A 25,083-nucleotide genomic window follows, 5' to 3' on the forward strand; every position below is an offset into this window, starting at 1 on the left:
GGCCGGCCAGATGAAGATCCGTATCTTGGCCACATGGTGGATGAGGGAGAGCCGAGACTCTTTGTGAACCGGTGGGGCGACACATCGGACCCGGCATCTGTAGGACGCGCGTCCTACCGGGATGAGTGCGTGTGCTTCGACCAGGCCAAGCCGCATCCGCGAGCCCGTGTCGGTTTCCACGCCGAACGCCAGGACACCTCGACCGCTGGGTGGCGACATCTGCTGGAGTTGATCGACGAGGCGGCGGAAGATGGGCGGGAGGAGTTCCGACCTCTGGTCGAGCTCAGTGCTGAGGAGCGTCGTCAGGTCGTCACTCTGCCGACGAGCATCGCCAAACTGACGGCGGTCAAGCACTTCGTGCTCTACGGCAGCAACCTGGTCCGAATACCGCCCGAGATCGGTGCAATGACCAGCCTGGAGGAGTTCACCCCCTACACCTCGTATCGGCTGCACTGGTTCCCCTACGAGATCACCAGATGCTCAAAGCTGGTCAGGAGCACGGTGAGCACCCGCGCACTGTTCGGGAACTACAAGCTCCGTCCTCCTTTCCCCCGACTACAGCCGCCGCAATTCTCCGCTGCTGATCTCGACCTGTCAGCGCTTGATGCCCGGCGCTGGGGTACCACGGCCATCCGTGGATGCAGTGTCTGCGATCGGCCGATCGGGCAGGGTGGGCTCCACCAAGTGTGGATCTCCCTGCGGGTGGCCACCGATGTCCTGCCTCTCCTGGTCAACGCCTGCTCAGCAGCTTGCGTTTCCGCCCTGCCCTCCGGCGCCGAGGACTACGTGCAGCTGCCGCATACAGGTGGCAGGGTCAAGCAGCCGCCGTCCGACTGGGATTGATCGGACGGTCAGCGGGGCAGCCGGGCTGTCCGCTCTGGATACGCTGCAGCGACGTAGCGCATGGCGGTCTGCGCGGTGATCCCGAAGAGCCGCATCAGCTTGAGGGGATCACCGGTGGCAAACGCCTCGTTGAGCATGCGGTCCTGCCGCAGGCCGACGAGCGTGACGTTCTTGGGGAGGGTCCTGCGAAGCAATGTTCTGCTGACCACCGGATGATCTGGGTCGAGGGCCGTCTTCTGGCTGACGAGAAGACAGGGGTTCGTCGATGCCGGCCAGCGGTGGTGGCGATAGGCGAGCCACTCGCTGGCGAGTCGGTGGGTGAATTCCTCCAGGTAGAGGGTGTGCCGCAGCAAGCCGCGACGGACTTCGAGAGTGCCGCGGGCAAGGTTGAGATCGGTGGTCAGAATCGTGCGAAGCTCTTCACCAGGCAGCGCGTGAATGGCCACCAGTCGTTGCGCCGCCTGCGAGCTCGCGGCCAAGTTCGCCACCTCCGGATCGGCGTGCGCGGTCGCCATATACCGAAGTGTCGTGGTGGCCCAGTCGTGCCCGAGGACCTTCTGCACCTCCCACAACGTCATCCCGCGCTCGTAGTTATGGGTCGCGCAGGCGTGCCGCAGCAGGTGCGGGAACAGGTCGGCGACCGGGCCAGTGAGGTAGTTCGTAGCCGCGGCATGCAGCGACCGCCGGAAGGTAGAAGGGACGATCGCCGGGGCGATCGGCAGGTTCAGAGCGGCTACCGCAGTCGGCTTGCGTTCCGACGGCCACAGAGGCGCCCGTGGGTGTTCGGCGTCGTCCCCGAACTCGCCCCGGATCTCTTCGATGTACCACCACAACAGGGCACGCCCCTCCTGGAACATGTACGCCTCGCGAGGCCGGGGCCCGGAAGCGCGGGCACCCTTACCTTGGACAACGAAGCGACCCCACTGGCCGTGCTCCCAGTGAATGTCACCCATGCACACCCCGCACAACTCCGCGGCACGGACACCGGACAGGTACGCGACCTTGGTCATCACGTAGTTGCGGCAGGCGACGAAGTACTTCCGTGCGTTCGGCAGGTCCTCGCGCCAGCGCGAGAAGAAGTCGCACATCGCCGTCTGTGATGGCGGGATCCGAAGCCCGAAGTCCCCACGGTGCCGGGGCCGGTTGAACAGGTCGATCGGTGACTCAACGGCAGCACCAAAGCGCCGCATGATCTCGCCGGCATACCGCTGTTCAAGGAAGGCAAAGTACGCGTCGATCTTGTTGATCTTCGCGCGCAGAGTCGAAGACGCTCGTTTCCCAGGTCGCGCGAAGTACCGGTCGACCTCCCTCGGCGACAGCTGCCAGGGAACCGTGCCGTAGTAGTTGCATACTTCGATGACTGGCTTGACCAGACCATCAAGGGTGGCCGGCGCCAGCCCTGCCGCGTCCCGGGCCCACTGGTACTCCGAGAGCGTGTCGAGGAAGAAACTCTCCTCATCATGCGCGGAAACCCGGGCCTGCCGACGGCGCTGTAGCGTCACGACGTCCGCCAGCCCGGACTCCACCGCCACGGCTGCCGGGTCCACCGGAGCGGCGGAATCCCCCGCAGGGCTGAGGAGCCTCAGCAGACGACTTTCGGAATCTGACACGATCCCGGAAATTACAGGCACCATTCGTGGAATCTGCGAGTTACTGCGGAGATCCCACACCTTCGAGTGAAGGCCCGCCACAGAACGATCTAGCTGCTGAAATGCGGATCCGCCATGTCACACAGCCTTGAAGGAACCCGCACGTACTCCACTAACCAGGACGACGGCTGTGTCGTCGCCGTGGCGGCGTAGGACCTGCCGAGCCTGGGTGGTGTACGCGTCGCGGCGCAGCAGCTCGGTGAGGGGGTCGCGGCGGCTCGCGGCATCCCGAGCGTCTTGAGCGGTACTGGCGCAGAGCACTTGTTGTTCAGCTGCTGTATTCCTGGGCGAGAAGGTTCGTTGGCCCCTTCTGCGTTGCCCTGATCCGTGGGAATTCGCTGGGCGAAGCCGGGCCCGTACGGGATGCTGCATGCGTGATCGTGCGAGAAGCCGCCGTTCGGGCTGTCGAAGAACAGCTGGAGCGCGACTATCAGCAGTGGCGGGCTGTGAGCACGGACGCGGTGAGGATGGCTGTAGTCCGTGTCGAGGAGCACGAGCTGGTGTGGATCGTCTCCTGGCAGTCCGAGGAGTTCGCACGCACTCGGAACTCGAAGTACATGCTGATTGGCAATGGGCCGTACCTGGTCGACCGCGTCGACGGAGGACTGCACCAGATCGCCGTCGTCTCCGCGAAAACCGGAGCGTGGGAGGACGACTACCGAGCCCGGATACGTGGGCTGCCGGTACGCACTGCAGTGGATGATCTACACGATGCGCTATGTGGAGTCGCCGCCACGCGCGGACGCATGCACGCTGTGCGGACACTGCGCCAGAGGCTGCCTGTGCTCTCGCCTGCGGAGGCCATTGAATACGTGAGCGAGTTGCTGGACGGTGATACGCCCGCACGCCTCGTGGCCGTCGCCACCAAGGAACTCGTGGAGCCTCTCAACCCTTGCGGTGGAGACCATTCTGAGCGGGGCGGCGATCCGAGCCGGTCAGAGACCCGAGGGATGACCGGAAAGCCAGTCGCCATGCCGATCGCGCATCCGGTCTCGTTCCTCGGACGTGGCAATGAAGGCGTCGGCGCCACCGGCGTAGGGGTGGTGGATACGCTGCATGCGGGTGTCGGTGAGCTCGCTAGTGGGTTGCGGATTCTGGGGTGGGGCACGCGGGTTCGTGCGCGATGGGGCGGGCAGGATGAGGGCTCCAATCGGTCGGGGAGGGCGCTGGTGTGGGTTACGTATTGCAGGCGGTGATCGCAGGAGACGAGCTGATGCAAGCCGCAGCACGGGGCATTCCTAGTGCCCGCGTGGTGCCTCTCCGGCAGGCCTTGTCGCTGATGCCGATGACGGATGAAGTCTTCGACGCGGTCACGGACGGCACCGCAGAGAGCGCTCTGGGATTCTGGAAGCTGCCAGGAGGCTTCGACAGGTTGCTCGCCCAGTGGTCCACTACAGGGCCCGTCGCCTATGTCGAGGCCGACTACTTCGGTGGCGTCGGAGAGCAACGGGCCGCCGTCTGGGCTGAGGGAGCGCTGGCAGTGGGGCCATTGGATGCCCCGGCGAAGAAGTGGTTCTCCCGAGCAGTCAGCCCGATCTCGCAGGCCCTTCGGCAACTCGGCGTGAGGCGGAGTCTCGGTGAGGATGAGTTCGAAGCTGTGGGACTGGACCGTCATCGGAACAACGACGACTGGATCTCTTCCAGCGCCTCTTGAGCCCGCGCTGGAGGGCGGCGACTTCCGGAATCCCGCATCGCCTCGCAAGTCGCTGGCCGAACTCGCAGGATCTGCCCGTAACTCGGAGAAGTCGACCTGCACGAGTGGCAGGCAGGATGAGGGCTCTCACCTGCTCACTTGCACATTCTCGCGCACTGCATCCCTCACGGAACCTGCGTGAATCCCTAACGGACCGGCAGTGAGGAAATGGCCAGGCACGCTGTTCCGTGGTGAAGCGGCTGCCCATCTTGGCTACCGGACTTCCGTCGAGACCGGGTCTAGGAAGAAGACACACTGGTCCGCGTTGAATTTGCCCACCTTGGCGACGAAGCGGAACTTGTCGCCTGCGCCGACGGTGGCGGGGATCTTCTTGCCGGTCAGTTTCAGGTCAAAGATGTTGACGTCCTCGTACTTGAAGGCTGGGCCGACCGTCGTGTTCGGTCCCTTGTCGCCTGGGCCCAGGAGGAAGTCGTAGCGGGTGTCGTAGTCACCGTGGGGCGCCATACTCACGATCGAGCCGTTGAACGCGACCGTCTGGCCCCCGTGCTGAGTCGCGAAGTCCAGGTTCGCGTCGTCGCACGAGTCCGCCTTCAGCAGCGCCGCGAACTCCGGGTTGTGCTGAGGCGTGATCACCTCAGTGGCAGCCGACTCGGCCGTGGTCGGAGTCGGCGTAGCGGAAGGTTTCTCGCTCGCAGCGGCCGTTGACTTGTCTGACTCGTCCTTCTTCTCGCCTCCGTCGCTGAGTGCAGAGGTAGCGCCGATGACGATGGCCAGGATCACGAGGACGGCGGCCGCCGTGCCGATCAGGAGCCAAGGCTGCGGCTTTTTCGGCCGACGGAAGCTGAGAGTGGAGCGAAGCGTGCCCTGGGCCTTTTCCACAAGCACCCAGCCATCCTTCTGCATCTTCGAGATCACCAAGCCGTCGGTGCCGCGAACTGTCTGTACGGTCTTGTACTCGTACTTGATCTCGTCGGCCATGCGGCTCCGCGCCCCCTCAACGGATTGTTCATACCAACTGCATCGCGAGCGTATGGGACTTCGCAAGGAACTCGGCATCACCGACATCACCCACGGCCCCCGAGGTCGCGACTCGCACCAAGAAGCACTCGGTCGAAGGCAAGCCGGCTCGCTAGGTCGAACGCTACTTTTTGACGGTCAACTTGCCACGCCTCGCCCCGATAGCTGGCCCCGCCCTCAGCTGCGACATAGGTGAGGTGAGGGTCTGATGCACATTGAGGAACTGCTCGAAGGCCCTCAGCCGGACCGCGCTCCAGGCCCAGTGTCAACCGGCACCCTAGGCCGCGCGCGTCCCTCACGTTCGCGAGTTGGACGTGTCCCCGGTTGTGCAGGCGGACAGGCGCCCTGGTGCCATCCATGTGTTCAACTCGGGTCGCATTGCTGGTCATTGCTGCCGGGAGGTCCGGAGGTCCCCGCGGGCGGCAATGACGTGGCTCGCGTCTCTGCTGCGAGTATCAGGCTGCTGACAATTGGCCCAGCTGAGCTGTCAGCCGCGCAGCCAACCTGCGGCATGCAGCCGATCCGCGACCGTACCGGCCACAACAGCAAGGCCGCGGCCTCTCGCACGATGGCAGCACCGCGTGAGACACCCGACGTGACTTCGCCCGGATCATCAGCGACTTCGCCGACAACGGCTACCTGCTAGAGGTCTTCTGCGAGGAATACGTCGACGACCCCAAGGATCTGCCGGACGCCTCGCGAGTGATCGAGCGGCGACTCGGCATCCCCGACGTTTGGCCTCTGGCCCCTGAGAGATGGGATGAGGACACCTCCTTCGGTCTGATCGAGGTCTTCCACGACCTGGTCAGCCGGCCCCGCACACGCCGCTTACACAGCTGGGACATGTCCGGGTGGCACCACCCGGAGTTCCACAACGGACCCGCCCGCATCCTGTACCGGGGCAAGGTCAACGAGCTGCTGCGCGAGGCCGGCATCGAGTACGAGCTGGCTGCCGAAGGCGAGGACCTCGGGCGTCTGGTTGCCGTCACCGACCACGCTCGCAGCGCACTGGTGCACCGGGCACTCAACGACAGCGCCCCAAACATCACGACCCGAGTCCGCCATGCGATCGCCCTGTTCCGTGGACGGGATACGACGGCGGAGAGCAAGAGGTCGGCGATCGTCACCCTTGCGGGCATCCGCGAGGAACGCCGCGCCCTGCTCCAAGACCAGCTCGTCAAGGATGAGGGGGCACTGTTCGAGATCGCCAACCGCTACGACTTGCGCCACCGCAAGGCAGACCAGCGCGGCGACTACGCCGAAGCGTTCCTGGACTGGATCTTCTGGTGGTACCTCGGAATGCTGGAGCTGCCCAACCGGCTCATTACGTCGCGGACCGCAAGCTGATCCCTGCGCGTCATCACCCGAATCCGTGGTCGAAGCCCCTCAGGGCCGGGTCAAGCTCGGTAGTGGCGCCGCACAGCGAGCACGACCGGATACCCGGCTGCTCGGCTGTGTCGAGCGCCCGGTCCAGGGGCAGCATCAGCGCTCCCGCTGGCACCTCCTCGCAGTCGACGGCGCGCATGACACCGCGCCGGCCGGGCCCCGCGGCCGCTGGCCTTCGACAGCACCGGGCGGATCTGGACGCGGCGCGCAAGCAGCGGCACACGGACACGATGAAGGACGTGCTGCAGTCGTGCGTCCGGGTCAAAACGCGTGGAAGTCCTCGAAGGAAGGCTCGAATGATGGGTCAGGCAAGCGAAAGGCCTTGCACCGAGCTGCTTGTTTGCCCTGAGGTCCGACGCCGATCGCCTCGCCGGGGAAGGCGTCGGGGATCACCGTCCATCCCAGGTTCCGCTCGTAGTAGTGCACGGCTGTGTGCACGGACGGCCACCAGTCGTCGTCGATAACGATCAGGCCCCCGGGCCGGACAATCTTGCGCAAGAAGTAGAGATCGACGAAGACTTCGTGAAACCGGTGACTGCCGTCCACGAATGCCGCGTCGGCGATGAAGCCTTCGGTGAGGAGCTGCGGGAGCGCGATCGACGAAGGAACGAGCATGAGCGTGGCGATCGAGTCCAGCCCCGCAGAGCACAGCAGATCCCAGCCGGCGTTGGAGTATTCGCGCTCTTGAAACGGGTCGATGATGACGTGCCGGGGAAGCGGACGGTTGATGGTTGCCAGTGCCTCACCGATGGCGAGCGCAGAACTTGCGTACGCGAGACCGACCTCGACAACCTTCTCGACTCCCTCGGAGACCATCAGATCGCGCAGCTGGTCGCAGTGGCGTTCCGGCAATGTGACGGTCTCGAAGTCTCCTTCGTGGTCTCGCGTCCACGGCGGCCCCTCCTGTGCGAGTCGGTGGCGCACCTCACGGACCAACGTCGTACGTTCATCCGTGTTCGTCATACCGGCCACTCCTCTGCATGAAGACAGCACCTCACCCGCACCATAGGCGGGGAGATGGATCTGTCGGCGTTGGCTTTCCAGCAGCGCCGTCACTTCTGCACGGCAATCACGAGCCGAGTGATCACCAACTGACTCCGGGCCCCGTCGACAGCTGCGGTCGCACATCGTCGGCGCCTGTTGGACATGTCCCGGCTCCTCGTCGGTCACTCGTACTGGCAGACCACGGCCGGCACTCCCGCGGTGCGGAAGGCGCTCAAAGAACTCGCCCGCACAAAGGCTCGGTGGTCACTTTCACTAAGCGGCAGCTCCGCATCATCCGCAGGGCCCATGACCCTGTCCCCGTCGGCGCGCTCGCGGCAGTCCTCGGCGATCTGTTGAACCGGCATCAGCCGGGCGGTGGCGGAATTGATGTGGTCCACCACGACCAGGGCCGTTCGGTCGTGTGCGTCCACCGCCGCGCGGATCAGCGCCGCGCTCTGCTCGGCGTCCGCGGCCAGCGGGATGTGCACGGTGTCGACCTGGGCGCCGGCTCGTGCCGCATGTCGCCGCACCGCCATGTCGACGGCGCCGTAGGCGTGGTCGGTGACGACGATCCGCTCACAGGCGCGCAGCGGCAGCGAGGACAGCACGGCCGTGACGCCCGCACTCGCGTTGGGGACCAGCGCCGTCGCCTCCCGGGGTGCGTGCAGCCAGTCGGCGATGGCGTACCGGGCCTGCGCCACGCGTGCCGGAAGGTGGCGGAACCACGCGACCGGATCGCGCTCGGCCTCATCGCACAGTGTCTGCTGCCACGCCCTGGTCGCCGACGGCACCGCGCCGAAGGATCCGTGGTTCAGGTGTCGCACCGCTGGGTCGAGTGACCAGCCGGCCAGTGCGGGGAGGCCGTCCGGCCGGAGCACCGGATTCGGTGCAAGGGGACGGAGGTCGGCCTGAGGCATAGCAAGACTCCCTCAAAGCTGTCCGATGAGTGCATGGGGCGGTGGGGAACTACCAGCACGGATAGGCGCGATGGAACGGGTAGAGCACAGAGTCATGCGATCACTTTGAGAGCGAAAGGCTCATGACGAAGGGAAAAGGGGGAGTGGATGACTGCCAAACAGGACGTAGTGGCCCAACTCCGGGCGCTGATCGCCTCCGGCGAGCTCACGCCCGGTCAGAAGCTGCCCGCGGAACCCGCGCTCTGCGATCAGCTCGGAGCCTCCCGCGGCTCGCTGCGCGAGGCTGTCCGCGAGCTCGAGGCGCTCGGCGTGCTCCAGGCCCGACATGGATCCGGCACCTATGTCTCCCAATTGCGCCCGGCCGAGATGATGCGAGGCTTCTCCGCCACCGTGGACCTGATCCCGCTGGACGGCCTCCTCGAACTCGTCGAGAACCGCCGCGTCCTGGAGTCGCACGCCGCCGGGCAGGCCGCAGCCCGTGCCACTGCCGAACTCGACACCGAGCTGTCCGAGTTGCTCACGTCCATGGAGCGCGAGACCGACCACACCGCACTGAGCCACCTGGACGCCCGTTTCCACCAGCGGATCTGCGACGCGGGCGGGAACGAGTCGCTGGCCGCACTGGTCGAGGTGTTCCGCTCACGCGGCAGTCATTACGACATCTACTCGATCGAGGAAGTCCGGCGGGACAGCGACGCCGGCCACCGGGCGATCGCGGCGGCGATCACGGCACGCGACCCCATGGCCGCGGCGCTCACCGCGGGGGCGCACATCACCCACATCCAGGAATGGCTGCGCCGCTTCCGCCCCAGTCCGCACTGACCCCTCTCCGGAACGGCCGGCACCCCCAGCAGCCGCGGTGAGGTCAGGAGCCCGCCGTCCCGGGCGTCGGCGCTGCCGCGATTGCGCGTACCGGTCGGGCGCGCCGCGATCACGAGGAGATCTGGTCCGCCCCGCTGGAGCAGGGGCCGGCGGCGCACGGCTGGGTGGGGGACCGCGGCGAGGATGGCCACGCTGATCGGCCGGAAGTTCCGGGTGACGTCGGTGCACATCGTGCAGTCGGTCAGGTGCTCAACTCATGGTGTGCGCACCCGAGTCGGGTAGTGGTCGGCGACCACCCGGCTCATCGCGCCGAGCGGATCGGCGGCGACCTGCGTGGCCGAGAAGTAGACGTTGCCGCGCACCTGTGGGTAGTGGGTGTCGAAGTCGAGGTGACGGGAGAGCTCGGCCTGGTCCTGCCACGCGGCGGGCTGTCCGGCGACACCGACCTTGTACAACGCCTCGCCTATGTAGAGCCGGACACGGGTGCCGGAGACGACGTTGGACCACCAGGGCACCAGCACGCCGTAGTCGGCGGCGGCGAACCCTATGTTCCAGTACACCTGCGGAACGATGTAGTCGATCCACTCCTCCTGAACCCACTTGCGGGTGTCGGCGTGCAGATCGTCGTAGGTCTGCACGCCGGCCGTGGTTGCCGAGCCCAGCGGGTCGGTGCCCGCGTTGCGCCACACGCCGAACGGGCTGATGCCGAACCGCGTCCGTGGCCGGATCCGCTTGATGCGCTCGGCCATCTCCCGCACCAGCAGGTCGGTGTTGTTGCGGCGCCAGGCGTCGCGGTCGGGAAAGCCTGTGCCGTAGCGGGCGTATGCGTCGTCGTCCTGGAACGTCTGCCCGGCGACGGGATACGGGTAGAAGTAGTCGTCCCAGTGGACCGCGTCGATCGGGTAGCGGCGGACCGCGTCGAGCATGGCGTCCTCGACGAAGCGGCGCACTTCGGGCAGGCCCGGGTTGTAGTAGAGCTTGCCGCCGAACGGCACGATCCACTCCGGGTGGAGGCGGGCCGGGTGTGTGGGCGTCAACGCGGAGACATCGGTCGCGAGCGAGACGCGGTAGGGGTTGAACCAGGCATGCAGCTCCAGGCCGCGACGGTGCGCCTCGTGCACGGCCGTCCCCAGCGGGTCCCAGCCCGGGTCGCGCCCCTGGACGCCGGTGAGGTACTGCGACCACGGCTCGTAGGGCGAGGGCCACAGGGCATCGGCGGTCGGCCGTACCTGGAACATCACGGCGTTCAGGCGCCGTTCGACCGCCACGTCCAGCAGGTCGCACAGCTCCTGCCGCTGCTCCTCGGGCGAAAGGCCCGGCGCCGAAGGCCAGTCGGTGTTGGCCACGGTGGCAATCCACATGCCGCGCAGTTGCCTGTGCCCGGCGCCGTGGCCGCCGGCTACCGGCGCGTGCTCCGTCCCGGCACCCGCAGCCGGTGTGTCCGCCGCCTGTGCGTTGGCCGGCAGGGTCACGGCAGCGAGCGTGCCCGCGGCCGCGGCGGCGAAGGTTCTACGCGAGAGTCTCTCCATGTGTGCCTCCTGATCCTCCATCACGGTCCGCCGATAATGGGCCCGTTCTCTCTTTGGCGGCAACTATAAAAAGGTCTAGTCCACTGTCGGATTCCTGCGGTTCTCTGCCCAGCGAGGGCTTGGCTGCGCAGTCGCCGGATCAGCTCAGGGGCGACAAGGCTGTTGGCGGAGAAACTCGTGAACTATGCCTGGTGGGCCTGCCGTTCGCCACATATTCTCCGACGGGTCGCCCCCTCGACCCTGGTCTTTCCACTTACTTCGGAGTCCCCATGGTGATGCAAGAGCACGAAGTCGATCGCCGCACCCTGTTCCGGGTCGGCCTCGGCACGGCAGTCGCCGCTGTCGTCGGGACGGAGGTGTCGTTCCCCGCCGCTGCCGGTGCGACCCCCTTGCCGCAGTTCCCTTGGATCATCGACTGCGACACCTGGGGTGCGCGGCCGCCGGCCAGCCCGATCCAGATCACCGGCAACACCACCAACAAGATCATCCTGCATCACATGGATTTCCCTAACGTCACGGACTACTCCCGTGAGCACGCCATGCAGTTGGCGCGTGACTGCCAGGACCTGCACATGGACACGAACGGCTGGGCGGACACCGGCCAGCACTTCACGGTCAGCCGCGGTGGCTACGTCCTGGAGGGCCGCCACCGCAGCCTGGAGACCCTCGCCGCCGGCGAGCACCAGGTGACGGCCGCCCACTGCCCCGGGGAGAACGGCAACGCCATCGGGATCGAGAACGAGGGCACATACATAACCGAGACCCCGCCCCCGGCACTGCTGCACTCGCTGGTGAAGTTGTGCACCACGGTGTGCCGGCAGTTCCACCTGAACGCGTGGGACATCTTCGGTCACTGGGACTTCCGCCTGGGCACCGACTGCCCCGGCATTGCCTTCTACCGACTCTTCCCCCAGATCCGCAAGGGGGTACTGCATTCCATGGGCGTGTCGCCAGCCGCGGCACCGGCACGGCGCTGGCCGGACATCTGGCGGTTCGTCGACAGCCAGGTGGTACAGGTCGCCCAGTACCTGCTGGTGTACGCCGGCTACAGCGACCTTTCCATCGACGGCGTGTTCAGCACCGAGATGAACACCGTCGTCGCCGACTTCCAGACTAGCCACGGTCTCGCCGTCACCCCCGACGCCACATTCGACACGGCCACCTGGGAAGCACTCGCGCCCTCCCTGGACAAGGACGCCTCCGGGCTGCCTGTCCAGGCCGTGCAGTATCTGCTCACCATCAAGGGCTACGCAGACACCGTCAGCATCACCGGCACCTATGACCACAACACCATGAAGGCGGTCCAGGACATGCAGCGCCTGCACAGCCTCCACCCCGACGGCAGGGTCGACCTCAGCACGTGGTGTGCGCTGGCCGGCGGCACCGTCCGTGAGGCTCTCACCCACTGAGCCATCACCAGCTGACGGCCGACAACCGCACCCTCGGTGAGCGGCCGCAAGGCCGCCCGCTCCAACGTTCGCGTCCACGGCCATCACAGCGTCGACCTCGAAGCTGAGAGCGCGGGCACCTGAAAACCCTGGGGGAATTCCGCTCAGTCCGGTCCGATGACCAGGGGAAACCCGTGGTCTGAAGCTTCCCCGTGACCTTGGACACTCGATGCTTACGCTGCGAGGGCGTGTCCTTGCTCGTGTCGTTGTCGGGTCTCGAGCGGGGTGAGGTAGCCCCAGACCGGATGCCTCATCGCGCAGTACCCCGACCGCGAGGAAGAGATCCTCGCCGGCCGCTTCGCGCGCCTGCGCACCGGTATCGAGACGACGCTGGCCGGCGTGAAGGCCGACGCGGAGGTGTAGCCGCATGCCAACTTCCCTCGGACCGCGCTCTATTCGGGGTCCGAAACCGCGTCCGCGTCAGCCTCCGCGTCGGCCTCCGCGTCGGCCTCCGAGTCGGGCTGCGGCCTCGTGTAGAGGACCTCGCGGGCCTGCTCCGCGGCGCGGAGCAGGCTCTCGGCGACGTAGTCGAGGAAGCGGGCGATGTTCTCCAGGCGGGTGGCGGCCGGGGTGCCGGGGCCAAGGACGGCGACGCCCTGGCGTGAGACCTCGACCTGCTGGATGAGAGCCTTGGAGCTGGCGAGCATCGACTGGTACCAGAGGTCGTCGTCGATGACGTAGCGCTCGCGGCGGCGTTCGTCGCGCTCTCTGCGCACGAGGGTCTGGCTCTCCAGGAAGGCGATCGACTTGGAGACGGTCGCCGGGCTGACCTGGAGGCGCTGGACGAGCTCGGCGGCGGTCAGGCTGCCGGAGTCGGTGGTGAGGAGGCTCGCCATCACGCGCGACATCATCTTGGGCAGACCCGACTGGATCATGACGGTCGTGAACAACTCCTCGTACTCGCGCACCGCTTCGGGGTCGCGCCCGTGGAGGAGCGCGGGTGCCTCCTGTCCCCGGGAGGTGGGCTGCTTACGCCGGTGGGCGCGGCGTTCGGTGGCGCGGTGGGCCTGGTCGGCGCGGTAGGAGGTCGGGCCCCCGTTGCGCATGACCTCACGCGTGACGGTCGAGGTGGGGCGGTCGAGCCGTCTGGCGATCTCCGCGTAGGCGAGGCCGTCGGCAAGGCCCAGAGCGATCTCCTGGCGTTCGTGCTGGCTGAGCCTGCCTCCCGGCATCGCGATCTCCTCCGTGTCTGTGATCCGTGGTGTCGCCAACCTTAGCGTTCACTCTCATTTCAATGCAACGTTCGACTGGCTGTCGTTGCGTTAGAGTGCAGAATTGTTGCAACGAAATAGACGTTCTGGCCTGCGCTTACTGCGTTTTGGCGCAACGAGCTCATTGCGTGATCCTTGAACGCTACGTAGCGTTTCCCTCGTCAGAAAGAGAAACCGAGGGCCGGAGACGGCACCCGATCAAGGAGCACAGTGATGCAGAAGTTCGCCACCACCGCCCCCGTCACCGCCGTCCTGGACATCCCCGCCGGCCGGGTCCAGCTGATCGCCGCCGACCGGAGCGACGTCACCGTCGAGGTCCGGCCCGCCAACGCTTCGAAGAGCCGGGATGTGAAGGCCGCCGAGCGGACCACCATCGCCTACGACAATGGTGTGCTCCGGGTCGTGAACCCCGAGGGCGACCAGCACTTCGGCCCGTCGGGCTCGGTCGAGGTGACCGTCCAACTGCCCGCCGGCTCTGGGGTCGAGGTGAAGGCAAAGGCCGCCGAACTGCGCGCCGTGGGCCGCCTCGGGGACCTCGTCTTCGACGGCGCCTACCGGCACGTCAAGGTCGACGAGGCCGCGGGCCTGCGTCTGACTGCGACCGACGGCGACGTCGAGGTCAAACGGCTCACCGGGCCCGGTGACATCAGCACGGCCCGTGGTGACATCACCGTCGCCGAGGCCACCGGCGGCAAGCTCACGCTGACCACCCAGTCCGGCGACATCACCGTCACCGCCGCGGCCGGCGTCTCCGCGGCCCTGGACGCGGGCACCTCTCACGGCCGCGTCACGAACAGCCTGAAGAACGACGGCAGCACGACCCTCGACATCCGCGCCACCACCAGGCAGGGCGACATCACCGCCCGCAGCAACTGACCCCCGTCACGCAGCCCTCAAGAAGGAGCACTTCTCATGACCAGCTTGGCCATCGCGGCGAACGGGCTGCGAAAGTCGTACGGCGACAAGATCGTTCTCGACGGCATCGACCTCGTCGTCCCCGAAGGGACCGTCTTCTCGCTGCTCGGCCCGAACGGCGCCGGCAAGACCACCGCCGTCAAGATTCTCTCCACGCTCATCGGTGCCGACGCCGGCGAACTGCGCGTCGGCGGACACGACCTCGCCGCTGACGCTCACGCGGCACGTGCCGCGATCGGTGTCACCGGGCAGTTCTCCGCCGTCGACGGGCTGATCACCGGCGAGGAGAACATGCTCCTCATGGCGGACCTGCACCACCTGTCCAAGCGTGAGGGGCGGCGGGTCGCCGCCGAGCTGCTCGAGCGGTTCGACCTGACCGACGCCGCATCGAAGCCCGCCTCCACCTACTCCGGCGGCATGAAGCGCCGCCTGGACATCGCCATGACGCTGGTCGGCAACCCGCGGATCATCTTCCTCGACGAACCCACCACCGGCCTCGACCCGCGCTCCCGCCACACCATGTGGGGCATCATCCGTGAACTCGTATCCGACGGCGTCACCGTCTTTCTCACCACCCAATATCTGGAAGAGGCCGACGAGTTGGCGGACCGTATCGCCGTACTGAACGATGGGAAGATCGCCGCGGAGGGCACCGCCGAGGAGCTGAAGCGGCTCATCCCCGGTGGCCACATCCGGCTCCGGTTCACCGACCCGGCCGCCTACCAGCAGGCCGCCACCGTCCTGCACGACGCCGCCCGCGACGACGAAGCGCTGGCGCTGCAGATGCCGAGCGACGGCAGCCAGCGCGAACTGCGCTCGATCCTCGACTGGCTGGACTCGGCCGGCATCGAGGCGGACGAACTGACCGTGCACACCCCCGACCTCGACGACGTGTTCTTCGCCCTCACCAGCGACAACAAGGTCCCCACTCAGCCCAAGGAGAACGTCCGATGAGCTCCCTGTCCCTCGCCGTGCGCGACTCCTCCACGATGTTGCGCCGCAACCTCCTGCACGCCCGGCGCTACCCGTCGCTCACCCTGAACCTGCTGCTCACGCCGATCATGCTGCTCCTGCTCTTCGTCTATATCTTCGGAGACGTGATGAGCGCGGGTATCGGCGGCGGGGGAGCGGACCGCTCCGAGTACATCGCCTACATCGTCCCGGGCCTGCTCCTGATGACCATCGGGTCCACCACGATCGGCACGGCGGTCTCCGTCTCCAACGACATGACTGAGGGCATCATCGCCCGCTTCCGCACCATGGCCATCCACCGCGGTTCCGTGCTCATCGGGCACGTGATCGGCAGCGTGCTGCAGTCGATCGCCAGCGTGGTCCTCGTCGGCGCCGTCGGCGTCGCCATCGGCTTCCGCTCCACGGACGCCACCGTCCTGGAATGGGTCGCGGCGTTCGGCCTGCTCGTCCTGTTCGCCACGGCGCTCACCTGGATCGCCGTCGGCATGGGCCTGATCAGCCCCAACGCCGAAGCCGCCAGCAACAACGCCATGCCCCTCATCCTCCTCCCCCTCCTGTCCAGCGCCTTCATCCCCACCGACACCATGCCCGGCTGGTTCCAGCCCATCGCCGAGTACCAGCCCTTCACCCCCGCCATCGAAACCCTGCGAGGCCTCCTCCTCGGCAGCGAGATCGGCAGCAACGGGTGGATCGCCGTTGCCTGGTGCATGGGTCTGACCGTCCTCGGCTACTACTGGTCGAAGGCGAAGTTCAACAGCGACCCGGAGTGACCTGGATGAGTACGCGGGCCATCTCCCGCAACCCGTCCCACCCCTGGGCGGCGTACACCGACACCAAGTCGGCGTGCGCCGCCCTTCGGCGTTCACCCCGCGGCTGAACGGGAAGGCCGAACAGTCCCACCGGATCGAGGCCGAGGAGTTCTACCGGCTGCTGGACGGCGTCATCATCGACGACGCCGAGGTCTTCAACGACAAACTCCGCGAGTGGGAGGACTACTACAACTACCGTCGCCGCCCATGGCGGTCTCGGTGGCCAGACCCCATACGAACGGCTCAAGCAGAAGACCGCGACTCAGGCGTAATCGATGATCTTCAGTCGCACACCGACATCCGGCCAACGAGGGGGCGATCGCAGGCCTGCAACAGATCGGGAGTTGTCCGTGCCACGGTCGCTGGTATGGCGTGCGGCAGGTTACGCGGACCAGCGCCCCCTGGCACCGCGGCGCCGACCGCTACCCCTACCTACGCGATGCGGTGGCTGCCTGGCTGAACGCCCTCACACCGGGCTGGCGCACCGGCACAGGCCGCGACAGCGGCCGCATGGCCGGATATTTTGTTTGGCTGCTCGCCGAGAGCTTTCTTCGGATGTCCTTGTCGGTTACGAACTGACCGCGCCGGCCTTCTCGTGCTTGCTGTTGTCCTGCTCGGTTTGGGGCAGTGCGGGAGCCGGGGTCTTCTCAGTCGCGGTCTGCATGGCAACTGACGTGTAGAGGACCGAGGCGCCCTGCTTCGACCGGTGAGCCTGGCTCTTGGCGACAAGGTTCTCGAGCGTGGTGCGCACGACGGTCGACTTGATGGTGCGCTGGGGGTGGGCCTGGGCCAGCGCCGAGGTGACCTCCGCCGCGGAACGGGGTGCTTTCTGCTGGTCGAGGTGGGTGCGGATGAGGGCGATCAGCGTGGGCTGCGCCGATGCCGATGCCGATGCCGATGCCGATGCCGATGCGGTAGCCGCCTTCGGCTCCGCGCCCTGGGCCTTCTCCTTCTTGGCCTGCGCAGTGGTCTTCTTCGTGCTGGGGGCCTTGGCTGCGGTCTTGGACGGGGCGCGCCGGGTGGTGGTGTTCTTGCCGGACGCCTGCTGCGGGAGGGACGTCGAAGGCTCCGGGGTGCTCGGCGCGGCTGCCGGTCGGCTGCCGAGCGTCTTCTGGATGCTGTGGAGCACGCTCTGGTCGTCCTGCAGGATGCGCAACTGCGCCTGCAGGGCGGAGAGCTCGGCGCCGATACGTTCTTGCTCTTTGGTATTGAGCTTGAGGTCCTGTGCGACCTGAGTGGCGTACTGAGATGTCACGCTGGTGATGGTGACGGGGTTGTCAGTCATGGTGTTGGCCTCTTTTCAGTTCGGCAGTAATGGCGGACCAATGTGAGTGCTGCCGAGGTAGGTGCGCCCGCCTGTTCGTGTACTGCCGTGGCGAATGGTGGTGTGGCGGCGTAGCGATAGTACGCATGGGTGATGGCTCATGTTCCCATCGAGTGATGGTTCCACCCTGCATTGAGGGTTGAACCTTTGTGCAGGGCGGCCCTTTGGGCTGGGGCCGATGCGGGTGAACCCGGCAGGTTGGTGATTGTTGGCAGGCGCCAGCAGACGGCCTTCGGGCCTTCCCTCGTGAAGGTGGGCGCGCGGTTATTGATTTCGCGGCGAGCGTGAGTCTAGGGGTGTGGTGTCTGTGTTCGTATTCGTTGGGGCTGAGGTGGCCGTTGGCGGAGTGCCGGCGGCGAGTGTTGTAGCGGGTCAGTGATCGCTTGTCGGCGCACCGACAGCAGTTCCACGTAGTCGTGCCGGATGTCAGTGGTGCTGGATTCCAGCGATCTTGAGCTGCTCCGTCCGTCGGCGGAGATCACCCTGACACCACCTCGCCCGGGAGGTCTCGCCCAGCCGGAGCGCGGAATCTTTGTTACTCACTTTCGGGTGAACGGGTCTGTGCTGGCGGGGTGGCGCGGCGTGGCGCAGGGTCACAGCAGGCCTGTGATTTCTAGGGATGTGGGCCTGACAGGGCGTCAACTCGATGCATTCAGCCATTAAATGGTCATTACAGGCGAATGTCACAGGAAACTGTGAATACCATGATGACCTTCGCGTTTCCTCCAAATTCCTGGGTGTGGGCTGCAGGGTGGTGGGCGGCCAGCCGGCCGCCCACCAGCACAACACACCCCGCTGGCCTGAGGTTTTCGCTGCCGCGACCTGGCCTGGGTGTGAGCACCATGTGAAGGAGGACCCTCGTGTCCGTCTCTGCTTCTGTGCGCCGTCTGACTGCTGTCGCGGCTGTCGCGGCCGCCACCGTGGGCGCGCTTGCGCTCCCGGTCGCGGCCGCCGGCCACCCTGTGGCCCGCCCGCACGGCACGGTCTACCTTTGATCTTGGCCAGTGCTCCGCCGTTTACGGCGGGGGTGAAGGCCATCTCAGGGCTGCTCTGGCCCGCGCGTTCGCACGGGTTTGCAGTGTTGTCCTCAGCCGGTGGGGCGCTGCTGGTTTTCGATGTACTGCTTGACGACGGTCAGCGGTGTGCCGCCGCAGGATCCGGCGAAGTAGGAGCCGGACCAGAAGTGTCCGCCCCACAGGTAGCGGCGGACGTGGTTGTCGTATTCCTGGCGAAGCCTGCGGGAGCTGACGCCCTTGAGGGAGTTGACCAGTTTGGAGAGCTGGACCTTGGGCGGATAGTGCACGAGTAGATGCACATGGTCCTGCTCGCCGTTGAACTGCTTGAGTTCGGCCTCGAAGTCGGTGCAGACGTCGCGCATGATCTCCTCGGTGCGCGTCAGCATGGCGTCGGTGAATGCCTTACGCCGATACTTGGTGACGAATACCAAGTGGACGTGAAGGTTATAAACGACGTGACGGCCGGTGCGTACGTCAGGATTCGGGTTCCATCGTGGTGACATAAGCCAACGGTAGTAGGGTGATTGTCATGGGCGAACTCGTGTGGGAGAAGCGGCAGTTCGGGCACCGCGCCCGGCTGGCGCTGACGCCTGCACAGGTCCGGCTCATGGATGACCAGGCGCACGCGGCACGCGCGATGTGGAATCAGCTCCACGACCTGTGGCAGATGACGCCGAAGTGTCAGCGCGCTCTGACGCGCATGGATCAGGCGTTGCGGCAGGCCCGCAAGGAGATCGACTGGTACGCGGTGCTGCCCGCGCAGGCCGCGCAGGCGGTACTCAAGACGTACTTCCAGGCGTGGCGGAACTGCTGGGACGGGCGTGCGGACGAGCCGAACTTCAAGGCCCGCTTCCGCACGGCATTGTCGGTGGACATCCCGCAGGGCCGGGATCTGCAGATCAAGCGAGTACACCGACGGTGGGGCATGGTCAACATCCCCAAGGTGGGCCGTGTCCGGTTCCGCTGGACCAAGGATCTCCCCGTCGGCAAGCTCGCCAACAAGGAGAACCGGATCACCGGGGCACGGCTGGTCAAAGACGGACTCGGCTGGCACATCGCCTTCCGTATCCAGACCCTTGAGCTCAAGCCGGAGCCCCACCAGGGTCCCGAGGTCGGTATCGACGCCGGGGTGAACCTGCCGCTTGCGCTGTCCGACGGCAACCACCAGGACCACGGACGGCCGCCCCGGCTCCCGGACGGCACCGCCGACCGGGACAAGTGGCTGAACCCGGATGAGAAGGCCAAACTGCTCCGCCTGGAACAGCGCGCCGCGCACCGCAAGAGCTTCCGCAAGCCGAAAGAGCGCAGCTCCAACCGGCTGCACGCCACCTACGACCAGATCAAGCAGCTCCGCGCAAGAGCCACGCGCCGAGCAATCGACTGGCAGCACAAGACCACCACCGCCATCGTCAAGCAGTACGGCACGGTCGTGGTGGAGCAGTTGCAGATCACGAACATGGTCAAGTCCGCCAAGGGAACCATCGAGAACCCGGGGAGGAACGTCGCGCAGAAGTCCGGCCTGAACCGTTCCATCAGCCAGGAGGCGTGGGGCCGCACCGTGACACTGCTGACGTACAAAACCGCTCGCAACGGCGGAATCCTGGTCAAGGTACCCGCCCCGAACACCTCCCTGCGCTGCTCCGCGTGCGGATTCATCACGCCCGGCAGTCGCGAAGACCAGGCCACGTTCGTATGCAAGAACCCGGACTGCGGATGGTCGGCGAATGCCGACTGGAACGCGGCCCGGAACGTCTTGCACCTGTACCGGATCGGCCTCGTGGCGATCCCGGCTGCCGGGAGGGCAGTCGTCAGGCGCACCCGTGGCGTCAAGCCCGCTGCCGCAAGGTAAGCAGGAATCTCCTTCCTGAGCCTGCGAAGGGAGGAGAGCACTTCAAATCTCCGGTGTGCAGTACGACTCCCCGGGCCGTGACGACCGCTCCAACCGCTCGCTGAACAACGAGTGGGTCAACATCACCAACCCCACCCGCAGCGCGGTCAACCTCAACGGCTGGACCCTGTCCGACCGGGACGGCCACACCTTCACCTTCCACCATTTCACCCTGCGCGCCCACGCAACTGTCCGCGTCCACACCGGCATTGGACGCGACACGCGCACCGACCTGTTCCAGGACCGCCGCGCCTACGTCTGGGACAACAACGGCGACACTACAACCCTGCGCAACGACCGCCGCCGCATCATCGACGGCGGCTCCTGGGGCCACCACCGCCGCTGATCCCCGGCCACCGACGCCGGTGCCCTACAGCCGGCCAACCGGCGGCGCGCGCCCTGCGCGCCGCCGGTTGGCGCGAGCTGGCGCAGGGCTGAAAGCGCTGCCCCTCGCAGATGAGGACCGCACCGGCTATCAGCGCACCAGTTTCTCGACGCCGACAAGGACGGCTGCAACACGCGCCGAGGTCCTCAAGACTTGGCGTGTCACATCCAGAGGAACCTTGCGCATCATGGCGTATGGGCGTCGATCTGGAGCTGCACGCATCGCGGCCGCCGCGTAACTGGCGCAAGTCTCGCGCAACACTCCTGCGGAACTCTCACGGACATGGCGACGCGTTGGCCGATGCACTCGATGGTTATGTGCGTGAGTCGCGACGTCGTTCGACGCGGGTTGGGGAGTCGCGTGCTCATGCGGACAGCCGATGTACGCGAGAACGGGAGTGGCCCCGTGCAGCCGGCCAACGGCTCAACCAGTCACCTGGTGGGCCACGGCTTCCATCAGGCGAGGGATTCTCTGAGGGGCCGGCACCAGATACTCGTACACCAACGACATCGGCGCGATCACACGGTGCCGGGCGCCCGAGCCGACGACGTCAACCACCAGCTCCCAGCCCGTCGGCAGAGTATCGTCCAGGCGTGCCCGGCAGGCGCCACCATACGTCTCCAGCAACACCACCGTGACGAACGCGGACAGGTCTGTGTGCAGGGCAATCCAGTCCTCCGCCTCGAACTCGTCGAGTGGCAGCCTCTGCACGTAGCCGTCCAGGATGCCGACTGCGCTCAGTGGGTCAGTGTCGAATTCGAGCGCAGCCTCCGCGCCGCCGAACTGCTCCACCAGCCCCCGGACCGCCGGCCGACAGCCGCTCATGAACTCGTCGATGTCGATCACAGCTCGAGTCTGCCATGCAGATTCAGCCCCCTTTGCTCTCAACCCGGAGGAACGCGATACGATACGTCTCGTCTTATCGGATTCTCGCCCTGGAGGAACACCATGGAACGCTTCATCGACGCAGCACCCGGTGTACGCCTCTGGATAGAGGACCGGGGTGGCACCGGCGCGTCTCCGCTACTGCTGATCATGGGAGCGCAAGCACCCGGCCTGGGCTGGCCGGACGAACTGGTGGACACACTCACCTCCCGCCATCGCGTGATCCGCTACGACCACCGCGACACGGGTCGCTCCACTTGGGTGTTCGACCAGAGGCCCTATCCCCTGAGCCAACTTGCAGAAGACGCCCTCGCGGTGCTGGACGGCCTCGACGTCGAACGCGCCCACATAGTGGGCATGTCGCTGGGCGGCATGCTCGCCCAGCTCCTCATCGCCGACCATCCCGACCGGTTGCTCAGCACGACGCTGCTCGGCACGAGCGCGCTCAGCACCGCCCCCTACGTCCAGCCGGACGGAACCCGGATCCGGCCCGAGGAACTCCCCGGTATCGCACCTCGCCTGCTCGACATGTGGTCCCGTCCCGTGGCGGACCTCGGCCTGGAAGCGGAGTTGGAACGGCGGGTCGAGCACTCACGGATCCTGAGTGGCAATCAGCTTCCCTTCGACGCCGAATACGCCCGAGCCTTGGAGCGGAAGATCATTGAGCACACCGGGCACTACGCCACCAGCACCGCGCATGCCCGCGCCGACGCGTCCAACCTGAATCGCACCGAGCAACTCGCCCAGACCGCAGTCCCCACCCTTGTCATCTCTGCTCCTGCAGAACCGGTCTACCCCCCGCCGCATCCCCACCACCTCGCCCAGGCGATTCAGGGCGCACGCACCATCGAGATCCCCGGCATGGGGCACGCACTCCCACGTGAGGTGCACACGCCGCTCGCCGCCGCGATCCTGGACCACACCACCAGACTCTGATGCGCAGCCGGGCCGGAGGGCTGCCGGAACCACGGCTCGCGATCCAACTGAGACGACGCGACTGCAAGAAGAACGGTGTAACTCCTGATCATGGAGGATGCACTGATGGCCAGTAACAACACGTCTGAGGACGCGAGTTGCCGAAGGGCGAGCGGACTCTGGCGAACGCGGACGCCGCGATACGCCAGGCTCGCAAAGAGGTCGGGCTCAGAACACCGACAGCCCCGTCAGTGTCGTGAAGCGGTCCAGGGCCGCGACGCCCGCCACCGAGTTGCCTCGCTTGTCGAGTCCCGGGCCCCACACGGCCAGCGTGCAGCGGCCGGGCACGACCGCCACAATGCCACCGCCGACGCCGCTCTTGCCGGGCAGTCCCACGCGGTACGCGAACTCGCCGGCCGCGTCGTAGGTGCCGCAGGTGAGCATGACCGCGTTGACCTGCTTGGCCTGGCTGCGGGTGAGCAGCCGGGAGCCGTCGGCGCGGATGCCGTGCCGGGCAAGGAACCCGGCGGCGAGCGCGAGATCGGCGCAGGACGCCTCGATGGAGCACTGGCGGAAATACTGCCCCAGCAGCGCGGGCACCGGGTTGTCGATGTTGCCGTACGACGCCATGAAGTGGCCCAGTGCCGCATTTCGGTCGCCGTGCGCGGCCTCGGAGGAGGCGACGTCCCTGTCGAAGGCGAGCTCCGGGTTGCCGCTCTCTGCGCGCAGGAACTTCAGCAGGATGCCGGCCGCGTCACCGGTCTGGGTCTGCAGGCGGTCGGTGACGACGAGGGCGCCCGCGTTGATGAAGGGGTTGCGGGGGATGCCGTTCTCGTACTCCAGCTGCACCAGGGAGTTGAACGGGTTACCGGAGGGTTCGCGGCCCACGTGCTTCCACAGCTCGTCGCCCTCGCGGGCCAGGACGAGGGCGAGCGTGAAGACCTTGGTAAGCGACTGCGTGGAGAACGGCTGCTGCCAGTCCCCAACGCCGTACACCGTGCCGTCGAGTTCCGCGACCGCCATGCCGAAGCGGCGCGGGTCGCAGGCGGCGAGCGCCGGGATGTAGTCGGCAGGCCGCCCGCGGCCCGGCGTCTGCTCGATCTCGGTGGCGATGCGTTCGAGGACCGGCTGGAAGGCCAGCGGCGACGTCGTGATCACTATTTGGTCTCCCGGCCGGTCCTGGTGCGCGTTCGTGGTTCAGGCGTGCGGGGAGCCGCTGCCCGCGAGGACTTCCGGACGCAGCAGCTCGGCGAGCCGCTCGGCCGGCAACAGCCCCTTCTCCAGCACGAGTTCGGCGACGCCGCGTCCGGTGGCGAGGGCCTCCTTGGCGATGTCGCTGGCAGCCGTGTACCCGATGTGCGGATTGAGGGCGGTCACCAGGCCGATGGAGTTCTCGACGGCCGCGCGCAGCCCCTCGGTGTTGGCGGTGATCCCTACGACGCAGCGCTCGGCCAGGGTCAGGCAGGCGGTGCGCAGATGCGTGATGCTCTCGGACAGGGAGTGCAGGATGATCGGCTCGAAGGCGTTGAGCTGGAGCTGTCCCGCCTCGGCCGCCATGGTGATGGTGACGTCGTTGCCGATCACCTCGAAGGCGACCTGGTTGACGACCTCGGGGATCACCGGGTTGACCTTACCGGGCATGATGCTCGAACCGGCCTGCACCGGCGGCAGGTTGATCTCGTTGAGGCCCGCGCGTGGTCCGGAGGAGAGCAGGCGCAGGTCGTTGCAGCTCTTGGAGAGCTTGACGGCGATCCGCTTGAGCACACCCGACATCTGGACGAAGGCGCCGCAGTCCTGGGTCGCCTCGACGAGGTTCACGGCGGTCACCAAGGGCAGCCCGGTGATGTCGGCGAGGTGGCGGCGCGCCGCCTCGGCGTATCCGGCGGGGGCGTTGAGGCCGGTGCCGATGGCAGTGGCGCCCAGGTTGATTTCATGGATCAACTCGACTGCCTCGTCAAGACGGCTGCGATCCTCGTCAATCATGACGGCAAACGCAGAGAACTCTTGACCGAGCGTCATGGGTACCGCGTCCTGCAACTGTGTACGGCCCATCTTGAGCACATGGCGGAACTTGACGGCCTTGCCGGCGAAGGCGTCCTGCAGTACAGCCATCGCCTTGAGCAACCCACGCACCGCGAAGACGGTCGCTATCTTGACTGCGGTCGGGTAAACGTCGTTGGTCGACTGGCTCAGGTTGACGTCTTCATTGGGGTGCAGGAACTCGTACTGGCCCTTCTCGTGGCCCAGCAGCTCCAGCGCCCGGTTGCCGACGACCTCGTTGGCGTTCATGTTCGTCGAGGTGCCGGCGCCGCCCTGGATGACATCGACGACGAACTGGTCGTGCAGCTTGCCCTCGCGGATCTCGCGGCAGGCCTCGACGATGGCGGCCGCCTTGTCCGGGGCGAGCAGGCCGAGTTCCTCATTGGCGCGGGCGGCGGCCTCCTTGACGGCGGCTAGGTGTATTGACCCGCAGGGTTGTTGACGCGGGTGATGGGCGGGTTGCCGCCGAGTGCG

Annotated in this window: 23 protein-coding genes and 4 pseudogenes; 14 read left to right on the top strand and 13 right to left on the bottom strand. The window is 66.6% G+C overall.

Going from position 1 to position 25,083, the window contains the following annotated elements; translation table 11 throughout:
• Positions 1-129 precede the first annotated feature (129 nt).
• The gene (locus CG723_RS41650; RefSeq protein ID WP_100598758.1) at positions 130-843 is read left to right on the top strand and encodes a hypothetical protein; all 714 of its coding nucleotides are present in this window, start codon (positions 130-132) and stop codon (positions 841-843) included.
• A gap of 443 nt (positions 844-1,286) precedes the next feature.
• On the opposite strand, the pseudogene CG723_RS41655 reads toward CG723_RS41650, so the two are convergent.
• Positions 1,287-2,390, bottom strand: a pseudogene (locus tag CG723_RS41655) (tyrosine-type recombinase/integrase); the annotation flags it as partial.
• A 482-nt stretch (positions 2,391-2,872) separates the two neighbouring features.
• On the opposite strand from CG723_RS41655, the pseudogene CG723_RS49440 reads away from it, so the two are divergent.
• Positions 2,873-3,136: pseudogene (locus CG723_RS49440) on the top strand (YrhB domain-containing protein); the annotation flags it as partial.
• 291 nt (positions 3,137-3,427) lie between these two features.
• Here the strand turns inward: CG723_RS49440 and CG723_RS49445 are convergent.
• Positions 3,428-3,550 (bottom strand): DUF3885 domain-containing protein, encoded by a 123-nt coding sequence (locus tag CG723_RS49445; protein WP_442802640.1) that lies wholly within the window; start codon positions 3,548-3,550, stop codon positions 3,428-3,430.
• A gap of 113 nt (positions 3,551-3,663) precedes the next feature.
• Between CG723_RS49445 and CG723_RS41670 the strand changes: the two genes are divergently transcribed.
• On the top strand, positions 3,664-4,146 hold the full coding sequence (locus CG723_RS41670; protein ID WP_199842095.1) for a hypothetical protein: 483 nt from the start codon (positions 3,664-3,666) through the stop codon (positions 4,144-4,146).
• Positions 4,147-4,398: 252 nt separating this feature from the next.
• Here CG723_RS41670 and CG723_RS41675 read toward each other — a convergent pair whose 3' ends face one another.
• Positions 4,399-5,124 carry a DUF4839 domain-containing protein gene (locus CG723_RS41675; RefSeq protein WP_100598760.1) on the bottom strand — a complete coding sequence of 242 codons (726 nt, stop codon included), beginning with the start codon at positions 5,122-5,124 and terminating at the stop codon, positions 4,399-4,401.
• Positions 5,125-5,649: 525 nt separating this feature from the next.
• On the opposite strand from CG723_RS41675, the pseudogene CG723_RS41680 reads away from it, so the two are divergent.
• Positions 5,650-6,510 (top strand): annotated as a pseudogene (locus CG723_RS41680) (hypothetical protein); the annotation flags it as partial.
• A 13-nt stretch (positions 6,511-6,523) separates the two neighbouring features.
• Here the strand turns inward: CG723_RS41680 and CG723_RS41685 are convergent.
• The 3 genes from CG723_RS41685 to CG723_RS41695 form a co-directional block, all read right to left on the bottom strand.
• Entirely contained in the window at positions 6,524-6,688 is a 165-nt protein-coding gene (locus tag CG723_RS41685; protein ID WP_234374814.1) for a DUF6233 domain-containing protein, read from the bottom strand.
• A gap of 122 nt (positions 6,689-6,810) precedes the next feature.
• On the bottom strand, positions 6,811-7,512 hold the full coding sequence (locus CG723_RS41690) for a class I SAM-dependent methyltransferase (RefSeq protein WP_100598761.1): 702 nt from the start codon (positions 7,510-7,512) through the stop codon (positions 6,811-6,813).
• A gap of 203 nt (positions 7,513-7,715) precedes the next feature.
• Positions 7,716-8,450 carry an aminotransferase class V-fold PLP-dependent enzyme gene (locus tag CG723_RS41695; RefSeq protein ID WP_100598762.1) on the bottom strand — a complete coding sequence of 245 codons (735 nt, stop codon included), beginning with the start codon at positions 8,448-8,450 and terminating at the stop codon, positions 7,716-7,718.
• 147 nt (positions 8,451-8,597) lie between these two features.
• Between CG723_RS41695 and CG723_RS41700 the strand changes: the two genes are divergently transcribed.
• On the top strand, positions 8,598-9,272 hold the full coding sequence (locus tag CG723_RS41700) for a FadR/GntR family transcriptional regulator (RefSeq protein WP_100598763.1): 675 nt from the start codon (positions 8,598-8,600) through the stop codon (positions 9,270-9,272).
• 254 nt (positions 9,273-9,526) lie between these two features.
• On the opposite strand, the gene CG723_RS41705 is transcribed toward CG723_RS41700, so the two are convergent.
• Positions 9,527-10,801, bottom strand: a complete 1,275-nt coding sequence (locus tag CG723_RS41705; protein WP_100598764.1) for a glycoside hydrolase family 10 protein — start codon at positions 10,799-10,801, stop codon at positions 9,527-9,529.
• A gap of 269 nt (positions 10,802-11,070) precedes the next feature.
• Here CG723_RS41705 and CG723_RS41710 point away from each other — a divergent pair, with 269 nt between their 5' ends.
• Complete coding sequence (locus tag CG723_RS41710) at positions 11,071-12,210, top strand: peptidoglycan recognition protein family protein (RefSeq protein ID WP_100598765.1); 1,140 nt, start codon at positions 11,071-11,073, stop codon at positions 12,208-12,210.
• A 431-nt stretch (positions 12,211-12,641) separates the two neighbouring features.
• On the opposite strand, the gene CG723_RS41715 is transcribed toward CG723_RS41710, so the two are convergent.
• Positions 12,642-13,421: a helix-turn-helix domain-containing protein gene (locus tag CG723_RS41715; protein WP_100598766.1), complete on the bottom strand. Its 780-nt coding sequence runs from the start codon at positions 13,419-13,421 to the stop codon at positions 12,642-12,644.
• Between the two features lie 252 nt (positions 13,422-13,673).
• On the opposite strand from CG723_RS41715, the gene CG723_RS41720 reads away from it, so the two are divergent.
• The 4 genes and pseudogenes from CG723_RS41720 to CG723_RS49450 all read left to right on the top strand — a co-directional run.
• Positions 13,674-14,336 carry a DUF4097 family beta strand repeat-containing protein gene (locus CG723_RS41720; protein WP_100598767.1) on the top strand — a complete coding sequence of 221 codons (663 nt, stop codon included), beginning with the start codon at positions 13,674-13,676 and terminating at the stop codon, positions 14,334-14,336.
• 36 nt (positions 14,337-14,372) lie between these two features.
• Positions 14,373-15,329, top strand: coding sequence for an ATP-binding cassette domain-containing protein (locus tag CG723_RS41725; protein ID WP_100598768.1), 957 nt, complete (start codon positions 14,373-14,375; stop codon positions 15,327-15,329).
• On the top strand, positions 15,326-16,117 hold the full coding sequence (locus CG723_RS41730; protein WP_100598769.1) for an ABC transporter permease: 792 nt from the start codon (positions 15,326-15,328) through the stop codon (positions 16,115-16,117). Before CG723_RS41725 ends, CG723_RS41730 begins: the two co-directional genes overlap by 4 nt.
• Positions 16,118-16,211: 94 nt before the next feature.
• Positions 16,212-16,428: pseudogene (locus tag CG723_RS49450) on the top strand (integrase core domain-containing protein); the annotation flags it as partial.
• A gap of 296 nt (positions 16,429-16,724) precedes the next feature.
• Here CG723_RS49450 and CG723_RS41735 read toward each other — a convergent pair.
• Positions 16,725-17,441, bottom strand: coding sequence for a hypothetical protein (locus CG723_RS41735; protein WP_199842096.1), 717 nt, complete (start codon positions 17,439-17,441; stop codon positions 16,725-16,727).
• Positions 17,442-18,340: 899 nt separating this feature from the next.
• On the opposite strand from CG723_RS41735, the gene CG723_RS48810 reads away from it, so the two are divergent.
• Positions 18,341-18,475 carry a hypothetical protein gene (locus tag CG723_RS48810; protein ID WP_267893772.1) on the top strand — a complete coding sequence of 45 codons (135 nt, stop codon included), beginning with the start codon at positions 18,341-18,343 and terminating at the stop codon, positions 18,473-18,475.
• Between the two features lie 92 nt (positions 18,476-18,567).
• Here the strand turns inward: CG723_RS48810 and tnpA are convergent, their stop codons facing one another.
• Positions 18,568-18,999, bottom strand: a complete 432-nt coding sequence (gene tnpA, locus CG723_RS41740; RefSeq protein ID WP_100598770.1) for an IS200/IS605 family transposase — start codon at positions 18,997-18,999, stop codon at positions 18,568-18,570.
• A 26-nt stretch (positions 19,000-19,025) separates the two neighbouring features.
• On the opposite strand from tnpA, the gene CG723_RS41745 reads away from it, so the two are divergent.
• Entirely contained in the window at positions 19,026-20,345 is a 1,320-nt protein-coding gene (locus tag CG723_RS41745; protein ID WP_199842097.1) for an RNA-guided endonuclease InsQ/TnpB family protein, read from the top strand.
• Between the two features lie 46 nt (positions 20,346-20,391).
• Entirely contained in the window at positions 20,392-20,730 is a 339-nt protein-coding gene (locus CG723_RS41750; RefSeq protein ID WP_100598771.1) for a lamin tail domain-containing protein, read from the top strand.
• Between the two features lie 462 nt (positions 20,731-21,192).
• Here the strand turns inward: CG723_RS41750 and CG723_RS46660 are convergent, their stop codons facing one another.
• The gene (locus tag CG723_RS46660; protein ID WP_159032677.1) at positions 21,193-21,615 is read right to left on the bottom strand and encodes a hypothetical protein; all 423 of its coding nucleotides are present in this window, start codon (positions 21,613-21,615) and stop codon (positions 21,193-21,195) included.
• Positions 21,616-21,717: 102 nt separating this feature from the next.
• On the opposite strand from CG723_RS46660, the gene CG723_RS41760 reads away from it, so the two are divergent.
• A complete protein-coding gene (locus CG723_RS41760) occupies positions 21,718-22,590 on the top strand; it encodes an alpha/beta fold hydrolase (RefSeq protein WP_100598773.1) in 873 nt (290 codons plus the stop codon).
• Between the two features lie 207 nt (positions 22,591-22,797).
• Here CG723_RS41760 and CG723_RS41765 read toward each other — a convergent pair whose 3' ends face one another.
• Positions 22,798-23,730 (bottom strand): glutaminase, encoded by a 933-nt coding sequence (locus CG723_RS41765; RefSeq protein WP_100598774.1) that lies wholly within the window; start codon positions 23,728-23,730, stop codon positions 22,798-22,800.
• Positions 23,731-23,766: 36 nt separating this feature from the next.
• On the bottom strand, positions 23,767-25,083 hold a 1,317-nt coding region (locus CG723_RS41770), incomplete at its 5' end, for an aspartate ammonia-lyase (RefSeq protein WP_100598775.1).

It is taken from the genome of Streptomyces sp. CB01635 (genome assembly GCF_002803065.1).
GTDB lineage: Bacteria > Actinomycetota > Actinomycetes > Streptomycetales > Streptomycetaceae > Streptomyces.

Excerpts from the sequence above, each read along its gene's own strand:
- CG723_RS49445 (WP_442802640.1), bottom strand. The coding sequence starts at position 3,550 with ATGCAGCGTATCCACCACCCCTACGCCGGTGGCGCCGACGCCTTCATT.
- CG723_RS41675 (WP_100598760.1), bottom strand. The coding sequence starts at position 5,124 with ATGGCCGACGAGATCAAGTACGAGTACAAGACCGTACAGACAGTTCGC.
- CG723_RS41685 (WP_234374814.1), bottom strand. The coding sequence starts at position 6,688 with ATGCGCGCCGTCGACTGCGAGGAGGTGCCAGCGGGAGCGCTGATGCTG.
- CG723_RS41690 (WP_100598761.1), bottom strand. The coding sequence starts at position 7,512 with ATGACGAACACGGATGAACGTACGACGTTGGTCCGTGAGGTGCGCCAC.
- CG723_RS41695 (WP_100598762.1), bottom strand. The coding sequence starts at position 8,450 with ATGCCTCAGGCCGACCTCCGTCCCCTTGCACCGAATCCGGTGCTCCGG.
- CG723_RS41700 (WP_100598763.1), top strand. The coding sequence starts at position 8,598 with ATGACTGCCAAACAGGACGTAGTGGCCCAACTCCGGGCGCTGATCGCC.
- CG723_RS41705 (WP_100598764.1), bottom strand. The coding sequence starts at position 10,801 with ATGGAGAGACTCTCGCGTAGAACCTTCGCCGCCGCGGCCGCGGGCACG.
- CG723_RS41710 (WP_100598765.1), top strand. The coding sequence starts at position 11,071 with ATGGTGATGCAAGAGCACGAAGTCGATCGCCGCACCCTGTTCCGGGTC.
- CG723_RS41715 (WP_100598766.1), bottom strand. The coding sequence starts at position 13,421 with ATGCCGGGAGGCAGGCTCAGCCAGCACGAACGCCAGGAGATCGCTCTG.
- CG723_RS41720 (WP_100598767.1), top strand. The coding sequence starts at position 13,674 with ATGCAGAAGTTCGCCACCACCGCCCCCGTCACCGCCGTCCTGGACATC.
- CG723_RS41725 (WP_100598768.1), top strand. The coding sequence starts at position 14,373 with ATGACCAGCTTGGCCATCGCGGCGAACGGGCTGCGAAAGTCGTACGGC.
- CG723_RS41730 (WP_100598769.1), top strand. The coding sequence starts at position 15,326 with ATGAGCTCCCTGTCCCTCGCCGTGCGCGACTCCTCCACGATGTTGCGC.
- CG723_RS41735 (WP_199842096.1), bottom strand. The coding sequence starts at position 17,441 with ATGACTGACAACCCCGTCACCATCACCAGCGTGACATCTCAGTACGCC.
- tnpA (WP_100598770.1), bottom strand. The coding sequence starts at position 18,999 with ATGTCACCACGATGGAACCCGAATCCTGACGTACGCACCGGCCGTCAC.
- CG723_RS41745 (WP_199842097.1), top strand. The coding sequence starts at position 19,026 with ATGGGCGAACTCGTGTGGGAGAAGCGGCAGTTCGGGCACCGCGCCCGG.
- CG723_RS41760 (WP_100598773.1), top strand. The coding sequence starts at position 21,718 with ATGGAACGCTTCATCGACGCAGCACCCGGTGTACGCCTCTGGATAGAG.